Raw genomic sequence first — 7,682 nt, 5'->3', positions numbered from 1 at the left:
AGCGATCCACGCGCTGCCCAAGCCGGTGATCGCCGCGATCAACGGCCCGGCGGTCGGCATCGGCGCGACGATGACCCTCGCCATGGACCTGCGCCTCGCCTCGACCAAGGCGCGCATCGGCTTCGTCTTCGGCCGCCTCGGCATCGTGCCCGAGGCCGCGTCGACCTGGTTCCTCCCGCGGATCGTCGGGGTCCAGCAAGCGCTGGAGTGGGTCTACGCCGCCGACATCCTGACGGCCGAGCAGGCCCTCGCCGGCCGGCTGCTGCGCTCGGTCCACGAGCCCGACGACCTGCTGCCCGCGGCGCTCGAGCTCGCCCGCTCCTTCGTCGTCGACCGCTCCCCCGTCGCGCTCGCGCTCGCCAAGCAGCTCGTCTACGGCAACGGCGCCGCCGACCACCCGCTCGAGGCCCACCTCTCCGACTCGGTGGCCATGTGGCACACCTCCATCGGCGACGGCAAGGAGGGCGTCGCCGCCTTCCGCGAGAAGCGCACCCCCCACTTCACCGGCAAGGCCTCCGACCTCCCCCGCATCTTCCCGGAGTCCTGACCATGGCCCCCGGCGGGCTAGTCCCTGACGTAGATCAAGGTTCTGTGGCCTGAGAACATGATTTACGTCAGGGACTAGGTAGGCCGGGGTTCGGGCAAAGCCACTATCTAGGCACAGGCGCCCGGGCCACAGGCCGAATCGACCACAGGGCGCACGTCCGTCCTGTGGGGACGGCGGATTTCTTGCCGTCGCCGGTCGTCGTGGGGCGCGGCTCAGCGCGTGGTGCCGGCCGTCCGCCGGCGCACGACCGGGGAACACGGCGACCGCCCGGCGGACGGCCGGTGCCACGCGCCTGCGCCCCACGACGACCGGCGGCGGGAACCGCCGTCCCCACAGGACGGACCAATCACGCAGGACGGACCAATCAGGCAGCCAGCGAAGCCCTCAGCTTGCGGAGGATGCCGGTGAGCAGCCGCGAGACCTGCTCCTGGCTGACGCCGACCTCGGCGCCGATCTGGGCCTGGGTGCGGTTCTCGAAGTAGCGCAGCTCGATGATGCGGCGGTCGCGCAGCGGCAGCGACTCCATGAGCGGGCGGAGCGCGAGGCGGGCCTCGGCGCTGGCGAAGGCGGGGTCGAGGTCGCCCATCCGGTCGAGCGGGGAGTCGACGGCCTCGCCGTCGGGGCGGGGGGCGTCGAGCGAGACGGGGCTGAAGCAGCCGCTGGCCGACAGGGCGTCGACGACGAGCGTCAGCGGGGCATCGAGGTGGACGGCGATCTCGGCGGGGCGCGGGCTGCGGCCGAGGCGCTGGGTCAGCTCGGCGTCGGCCTGGGTGACCCGGGCCTGCACCTCCTGGACCGAGCGCGGCGGGCGCACGGCCCAGCCGGCGTCGCGGAAGTAGCGGCGGATCTCGCCGCGCAGGGTCGGGACGGCATAGCTGAGGAAGTCGTCGCCCACGGTCGGGTCGAAGCCGCGCACGGCCTTGACGAGGCCGAGGTAGGCGACCTGGTCGATGTCCTCGGCGGCGATGCCGCGGCCGTGGTAGCGGCGGGCCACGTCGGTGGCGACCACCATGTTGAGGCGGATCACCTCGTCCTCGTAGCGCGCTCGCGCGTCGCCGCGGCTGGCTCGGGCGCGCGACAGCAGCATTGCCGTGTCGACGCGACGACGTGCATCAGTGATGGTGCGACTCGACCCCATGTGCGAGCTACCTTCCGGTTGGGGACCCTTGCGGATTGCCCCGAGATTCATCTGTCTGACGTCTTGCGTGACCGGAGTGAGATGCGCTCCCGCTGTGACTGATGTTTCCACACGCAGGGGTGAACTGCATAGGTTCTCGGAAAAAGACCGAAAGATAACCTCAAGATCCTCGCAAGGAGGTCTCAGGCTGCGGCGCGGTCGGGACCGTGCAGGAAGAGCCGCCGAGTGGGGGGATCTCGGCGGCTCTCCGCCCGCGTCGTACCCCTGGGGGCTCCCGCTATGCGGTGGGTAGCGTGGGCACGTGACCTCCACTCCGACCACCTCCGACTGGCAGGACCCCGGCGCGGTCTCGCTGATGCTCGACGACTGCGCCACCTGGGCGGTCGTCGGCCTGACGCCCAACACCGACCGCACGGCGTGGTCCATCGCCTCCCTCATGCAGCAGCGCGGCAAGCGGATCGTGCCGATCAACCCCGACGCCGCCGAGGTGCTCGGCGAGACCGGCTACGCGACCCTGGCCGACGTGCCGTTCCCGGTCGACGTCGTCGACGTCTTCCGACGCTCCGAGGCGGCAGGCGAGTTCGCCGACCAGGCGGTGGCCATCGGTGCCCGCGGCGTGTGGTTCCAGCTCGGCGTGATCGACGAGGCGGCCTTCGAGCGCACCCGCGCCGCCGGTGTCGCCATGGTCATGGACACCTGCCCGGCCATCGAGCTCCGCAAGCGCTGAGCCCGGTGGCGGGTCCCGGCGACGAGCTCGAGGTACGGCCCGGCCTCGTCGTGCCCGCGGTCGAGCTGGTCGAGCGCTTCAGCCGGTCCTCGGGGCCGGGCGGCCAGTCGGTCAACACCACCGACAGCCGCGTCGAGCTGGAGTACGACGTCCTCACCTCGACCGCCCTCACCGACGCCCAGCGGGCGCGGGTCGTCGGCCGGGTCGGCTCGCCGGTCGTCATCGTCGCCTCCGAGCACCGCTCCCAGCACCGCAACCGCGTGGCCGCGCGCGAGCGCCTCGCCTCCCGGCTCCGCGACGCGCTGCTCCCGCCGCCGCCCACCCGCCGGGCGACGCGGCCGACCAAGGGGTCGCAGCGGCGCCGGCTCGAGGCCAAGAAGCAGCGCGGCTCCACCAAGGCCCTGCGGGGCCGCGTCCGCGACGACTGAGACCGCCGGTACCTGCGGGCAGCCGACCGGCACCTCCGACCGATCCCGCCAGGTCGGCGGCTTCGTAGCGTCGTCGACGTGACGATCCAGATCCTCCCCTCCACGATCCTGCTGTCGGACCCGCGCGTCGTCGCCGTCCCTGTCGCGGAGTCCGGTGAGCCGCTCGTGCGGCTGCCCCGGCACCTCTCCCCCACCCGCGAGCCGGTGCGCCGCGGGCTGGCCGAGCGGCTCGCGGTCGCCGCGAGCCGGCTCCCGGCCGGGATCGGGCTGCGGGTCGTCGAGGGCCACCGCTCGGTCGTCGACCAGACGGCGATCGTGGCGACGTACTCCGCCGAGCTGCGCGTGCTGCACCCTGACGTCGACGACGCCGCGCTGCGGGTGCTGACCAGCCGGTTCGTCTCGCCGGTCGAGGTCGCGCCGCACGTCGCCGGCGCCGCGGTCGACCTCACCCTCGTCGACGCGTGCGGCGACGACCTCGACCTCGGCACCCCGATCGACGCGACCCCCGAGCAGAGCGACGGCCGCTGCTGGACCGCCGCCGACGGCATCGGCGCCGACGCCCGCGCCCACCGGGACCTCATGGCGCACGCGCTGGGCGGCGCTGGCCTGGTCAACTACCCGACCGAGTGGTGGCACTGGTCCTTCGGCGACCGCTACTGGGCCCTCGTCACCGGCGCGGCCCACGCTCCCTACGGCCCCCTCTCATGAGCGCGCTCCTGACCGACCGCCTCACGGCCGGCGCCGCGACCGGACCGCGTCTCGCCGTCGACCTCGACGCCATTGCGACCAACACCCGGACCTTCGCGGCCCGCACGCCCGGGGCGCTCATGGCCGTGGTCAAGGCCGACGGGTTCGGCCACGGTGCGTCCGCCGTGGCGCGCACCGCCCTGGCCCACGGCGCCTCCTGGCTCGGGGTCACGAGCATTGGCGAGGCGCTGGCGCTGCGCGCCGACGGCCTCCGGGCACCGGTGCTCAGCTGGCTCAACCCGGTCGACGCCGACTTCGTCGCCGCGGTCGGCTCGGGCGTCGACGTCGCCGTCCCGAGCCTCGCGCACCTCGAGGCGGTCACCCGCGCCGGCATCGGGGCCCGGGTCCACCTCCACCTCGACACCGGCATGGCGCGCGACGGTGCGGCACCGAGCGAGTGGCCGGCCCTCTGCCGCGCTGCACGCCGGGCCGAGCGGTCGGGCGTCCTCCGCGTCGTCGGGGTCATGGGTCATCTCGGCTGTGCCGACGTGCCGGACGACCCGGCCAACGCGGCCGGGCGGACGGCGTACGCCTGGGGTCTCGGGGTCGCCCGCGCCGCCGGGCTCCGGCCGCCGCTGCGCCACCTGGCCGCCACGGCCGCCACCCTGACCGACCCCGCGGCGCTCCACACGATGAGCCGGGTCGGTGCCGGGCTCGTCGGCATCGACCCGAGCGGGACCACCCGCCTCTCCCCCGCCCTCACCCTCACCGCGCCGGCCGTCGGCACCCGCCGCGTCGTGGCTGGCACCTCGGTCGGCTACGGCCACGACTGGCACGCGGGCCGCCCCACGACCCTCGCCCTGCTGCCGCTCGGCTACGCCGACGGCCTGCCCCGCTCGACCGGCGGCCGCGCCGAGGTCTGGCTGGCCGGACGGCGACGGCCGGTGGTCGGACGCGTCTCGATGGACCAGGTCGTCGTCGACCTCGGTGACGACGCGGTGCTCCCCGGGACGGTCGCCACGGTCTTCGGCCCCGGTCACCACGGAGAGCCGACGGTCGCCGAGTGGGCCGCCTGGGCCGGCACCATCGAGCACGAGATCGTCACCGGCATCGGCGCCCGGGTGGCCCGCTCATGAGCACCCGGACCCGCGTGGCCGTCATCGGCGGCGGAGCCAGCTGCGAGCACGAGGTCTCCCTGGCGAGCGCGACGGCGGTCGCGGCCGCCCTCGACCCCGCGGCCTACGAGGTCGTCCGGCTGACCATCGACCCACACGGCACCTGGCTCGACGGCGGCGGCAGGCCGGTCGGGCTCACCGGCGCCGCGTGCCTGCTGCGCCGCTGCGACGTGGTGCTGCCGGTGGTGCACGGCCCGCACGGCGAGGACGGCACGCTCGCCGCCCTGTGCGACCTGGCCGGCCTCCCGTTCGTCGGGTCCGGCGTGCGCGCCGGGGCCCTGGCCATGGACAAGTGGACGACCAAGCTCGTCGCCGCCGCGGTGGGGGTCGCCACCGCGCCCGGTGTCCTGCTCACCCCGGCCACGCGGTCGGCGTACGCCTGGACCCACCCGGTCGTGGTCAAGCCCGTCGCGGCCGGGTCGAGCCACGGCGTCTCGCTGGTCGCCAGCGCGGACGAGCTCGACGACGCGCTGGCCGCGGCCTTCGCCCTGGACTCCCGGGTGCTGGTCGAGGACGTCGTCGTCGGCCGCGAGATCGACGTCGCCGTGCTGGGCCGCGCCGACGGCAGCCGGGTCGTCGCGCCGACGCTCGAGATCGTCGTCGCACCCGGTGGCATCTTCGGCTTCGAGGACAAGTACGGCGGCACCGCCGACTTCCACATCCCCGCCGCCCTCGACGAGACCGACACCAAGACCCTCGAGGACGCCGCCGTCGCGGTCTTCGACGCGCTGGGCTGCGCCGGCGTGGCCCGCGTCGACTTCTTCTGGACCGAGGACGGTCCGGTGCTCAACGAGGTCAACACGATGCCCGGCTTCACCGAGCAGTCGCAGGTGCCCAAGATGTTCGCTGCCGCCAGCCTGTCCTACGCCGACCTGCTCGACGTCCTGGTGCGCGACGCCCTCGCCGCCCCTCGGTAGGGTCGCCGCGATGTCCAGCGGCCCACGGAACGACGACGGTGGCGGCCGGCTGCGCGAGTGGCTCGGCGAGTGGACCGGCGGGCTCGTCCTCGGAGCCGTCGTGCTGGTGCTCGGTGCCTACGAGACGGTGACCACCGAGGTCTTCAACGGGTCGCGGTCCGACCTCGTCATCGTCGCGACGATGACCGCCATCGCGGTCGCCCTGTGCCGGCGCGCGCCGGCGGCGGCGCTGGCCATCGCCTGGGTGCTCGCCGCGCTGCACCTGGTGTCCGGCGTGCAGCCGATGTTCGTCGAGATCTTCCTGGTGGCGGTCATGTTCGGCACCGCGCGCTGGGGCCGGGCGGCCACCGTCGTGGCCGGCGGGATGTCGATCCCGCTGGTCGTCGCGGCCGGCGTCGCGACCCTGGTCGGCCAGGGCTACGACACGTTCTCCGCCTCGCCCCTGGGCCAGCGGGTCGGCGACCTCTTCTACGCCAGCAGCACCGGGGGTCTCGCCACCAGCCTGGCCGCGGCCGGCACGGTGCTCGCGGCGCCCTGGCTGGCCGGCCTCACCATCCGCTTCGCCCTGCGCGCCCGCGACTCGCGCGCCTCGCAGGAGCGGGCCGAGGAGCAGACGGCGGTCGCGGTCCGCGAGACCGAGCAGGCCCGCGAGATCGCCCGGCTCCGCGACGAGCAGGCCCGGCTCGCGCGCGACGTGCACGACGTCGTCGGCCACTCGCTGGCCGTGATCCTCGCGCAGGCCGAGTCGGCGCAGTACCTCCCCGACGACCCCGCCGCCCTCAAGCAGACGATGGCCACGATCGCCGGCTCGGCCCGGTCGTCGCTGCAGGACGTGCGCCAGGTGCTGTCCGCCCCCGATCACCCCGTCGCGACGCGCCCCCTCGACACCCTGGTCGACGGGGTCCGCGCGGGCGGCCACGAGGTCGTCGTGCGCGAGCTCGGTACGGCGCGCCCGCTGCCCCCCGAGCTCGAGGTGACGGCCTACCGCGTGCTGCAGGAGATGCTCACCAACGCCGTCCGGCACGGCCGCCGCGACGAGCCGGTCTTCGTCGAGCGGCACTGGCCCGACGACTCGCTGTCCGACGAGCTGCGCGTCGAGGTGCGCAACGGCATCGAGGGGGCGGGCGAGACCACGGACCGGCGGGGCTCCGGGCTCGACGGCATGCGGCAGCGGCTCGGCGCCGTCGGCGGCCGGCTCGACGTACGCCGCCGCGATGAGGACGACGCCACCACGACGTTCACCGTGACGGCGTGGATACCGTTGGGCCCGCGATGACTCCCGATCCGACCGACATCAGGGTCCTGCTGGTCGACGACCAGGACCTCTTCCGCGAGGGCGTGCGCGTCATCGTCGACGCCCAGGAGGGCATGAGCGTGGTCGGCACCGCCGGCGACGGCCTCGAGGCCGTCCACCTCGTCGACGAGCTGACCCCCGACGTCGTGCTCATGGACATCCGGATGCCCGAGATGGACGGGGTCGAGGCGACCCGGCAGATCTTCGCGGCCGACCGGGTCGCGCGACGGACCGCCGCCGGGGCCGGTCCGGTGCGGGTCGTCGTGCTCACGACGTTCAACCTCGACGACCGGGCCGCGACCGCGATCCGCCACGGCGCGAGCGGGTTCCTCCTCAAGGACACGACGCCGATCCAGCTGCGCGACGCGATCCGCACCGTCCACGCCGGCAACGCCGTCCTCGCTCCCGGCGACCTCACCGCCCTGATGGCCGGCAGCTTCGTCGCACCGACGCCGACCCCGACGTCCTACCTCGAGCTGACCGACAAGGAGCGCGAGGTCTTCGCCGCCGTCGCCCGCGGCCTCTCCAACACCGAGATCGGTGCTCTCGTCTTTGCCTCGGAGTCGACCGTCAAGACCCACGTCGGCGCGATCCTGCGCAAGCTCGCCCTGCGCGACCGCGTGCAGATCGTGGTCTACGCACACGAGCACGGGCTCACCTGACCCCCGACCCGGCACCCACGGTGGTCGAGCGGGGCGAGCCCGCGGCTCGACCACCGCGCAGCGACGTGGTGACCCCCACGGTGGTCGAGCCGGGCGAGCCCCAGCGA

General features: G+C 74.4%; 9 protein-coding genes. 8 read left to right on the top strand and 1 reads right to left on the bottom strand.

The window, feature by feature from the left end; translation table 11 throughout:
• Positions 1 to 547 (top strand): enoyl-CoA hydratase-related protein (locus Q7T52_RS18890; protein WP_304805095.1); only part of this gene is annotated, 547 nt, incomplete at its 5' end.
• Between the two features lie 364 nt (positions 548 to 911).
• On the opposite strand, the gene Q7T52_RS18885 is transcribed toward Q7T52_RS18890, so the two are convergent.
• Entirely contained in the window at positions 912 to 1,634 is a 723-nt protein-coding gene (locus Q7T52_RS18885; protein WP_304805094.1) for a sigma-70 family RNA polymerase sigma factor, read from the bottom strand.
• 352 nt (positions 1,635 to 1,986) lie between these two features.
• Here Q7T52_RS18885 and Q7T52_RS18880 point away from each other — a divergent pair, with 352 nt between their 5' ends.
• The 7 genes from Q7T52_RS18880 to Q7T52_RS18850 all read left to right on the top strand — a co-directional run bounded on the left by Q7T52_RS18880 (position 1,987) and on the right by Q7T52_RS18850 (position 7,575).
• Complete coding sequence (locus tag Q7T52_RS18880) at positions 1,987 to 2,412, top strand: CoA-binding protein (protein WP_304805093.1); 426 nt, start codon at positions 1,987 to 1,989, stop codon at positions 2,410 to 2,412.
• A gap of 5 nt (positions 2,413 to 2,417) precedes the next feature.
• On the top strand, positions 2,418 to 2,840 hold the full coding sequence (arfB, locus tag Q7T52_RS18875; protein ID WP_304805092.1) for an alternative ribosome rescue aminoacyl-tRNA hydrolase ArfB: 423 nt from the start codon (positions 2,418 to 2,420) through the stop codon (positions 2,838 to 2,840).
• Positions 2,841 to 2,918: 78 nt separating this feature from the next.
• Positions 2,919 to 3,548 carry a M15 family metallopeptidase gene (locus Q7T52_RS18870; RefSeq protein ID WP_304805091.1) on the top strand — a complete coding sequence of 210 codons (630 nt, stop codon included), beginning with the start codon at positions 2,919 to 2,921 and terminating at the stop codon, positions 3,546 to 3,548.
• Positions 3,545 to 4,663, top strand: coding sequence for an alanine racemase (alr, locus tag Q7T52_RS18865; RefSeq protein WP_304805090.1), 1,119 nt, complete (start codon positions 3,545 to 3,547; stop codon positions 4,661 to 4,663). The genes Q7T52_RS18870 and alr overlap by 4 nt, the downstream gene beginning before the upstream one ends.
• Complete coding sequence (locus Q7T52_RS18860; protein ID WP_304805089.1) at positions 4,660 to 5,619, top strand: D-alanine--D-alanine ligase; 960 nt, start codon at positions 4,660 to 4,662, stop codon at positions 5,617 to 5,619. Before alr ends, Q7T52_RS18860 begins: the two co-directional genes overlap by 4 nt.
• A gap of 10 nt (positions 5,620 to 5,629) precedes the next feature.
• Positions 5,630 to 6,895 (top strand): sensor histidine kinase, encoded by a 1,266-nt coding sequence (locus tag Q7T52_RS18855; RefSeq protein WP_304805088.1) that lies wholly within the window; start codon positions 5,630 to 5,632, stop codon positions 6,893 to 6,895.
• Positions 6,892 to 7,575 carry a response regulator transcription factor gene (locus Q7T52_RS18850; protein ID WP_304805087.1) on the top strand — a complete coding sequence of 228 codons (684 nt, stop codon included), beginning with the start codon at positions 6,892 to 6,894 and terminating at the stop codon, positions 7,573 to 7,575. The genes Q7T52_RS18855 and Q7T52_RS18850 overlap by 4 nt, the downstream gene beginning before the upstream one ends.
• Positions 7,576 to 7,682 lie beyond the last annotated feature (107 nt).

It is taken from the genome of Nocardioides sp., from assembly GCF_030655615.1.
Classification (GTDB): Bacteria; Actinomycetota; Actinomycetes; order Propionibacteriales; family Nocardioidaceae; genus Nocardioides.
This window is presented reverse-complemented; position numbering and strand designations above follow the sequence as displayed.

Bases quoted from the DNA above. Each gene is read 5' to 3' on its own strand.
- alr (WP_304805090.1), top strand. From the start codon at position 3,545: ATGAGCGCGCTCCTGACCGACCGCCTCACGGCCGGCGCCGCGACCGGA.
- Q7T52_RS18855 (WP_304805088.1), top strand. From the start codon at position 5,630: ATGTCCAGCGGCCCACGGAACGACGACGGTGGCGGCCGGCTGCGCGAG.
- Q7T52_RS18860 (WP_304805089.1), top strand. From the start codon at position 4,660: ATGAGCACCCGGACCCGCGTGGCCGTCATCGGCGGCGGAGCCAGCTGC.
- Q7T52_RS18850 (WP_304805087.1), top strand. From the start codon at position 6,892: ATGACTCCCGATCCGACCGACATCAGGGTCCTGCTGGTCGACGACCAG.
- Q7T52_RS18885 (WP_304805094.1), bottom strand. From the start codon at position 1,634: ATGCTGCTGTCGCGCGCCCGAGCCAGCCGCGGCGACGCGCGAGCGCGC.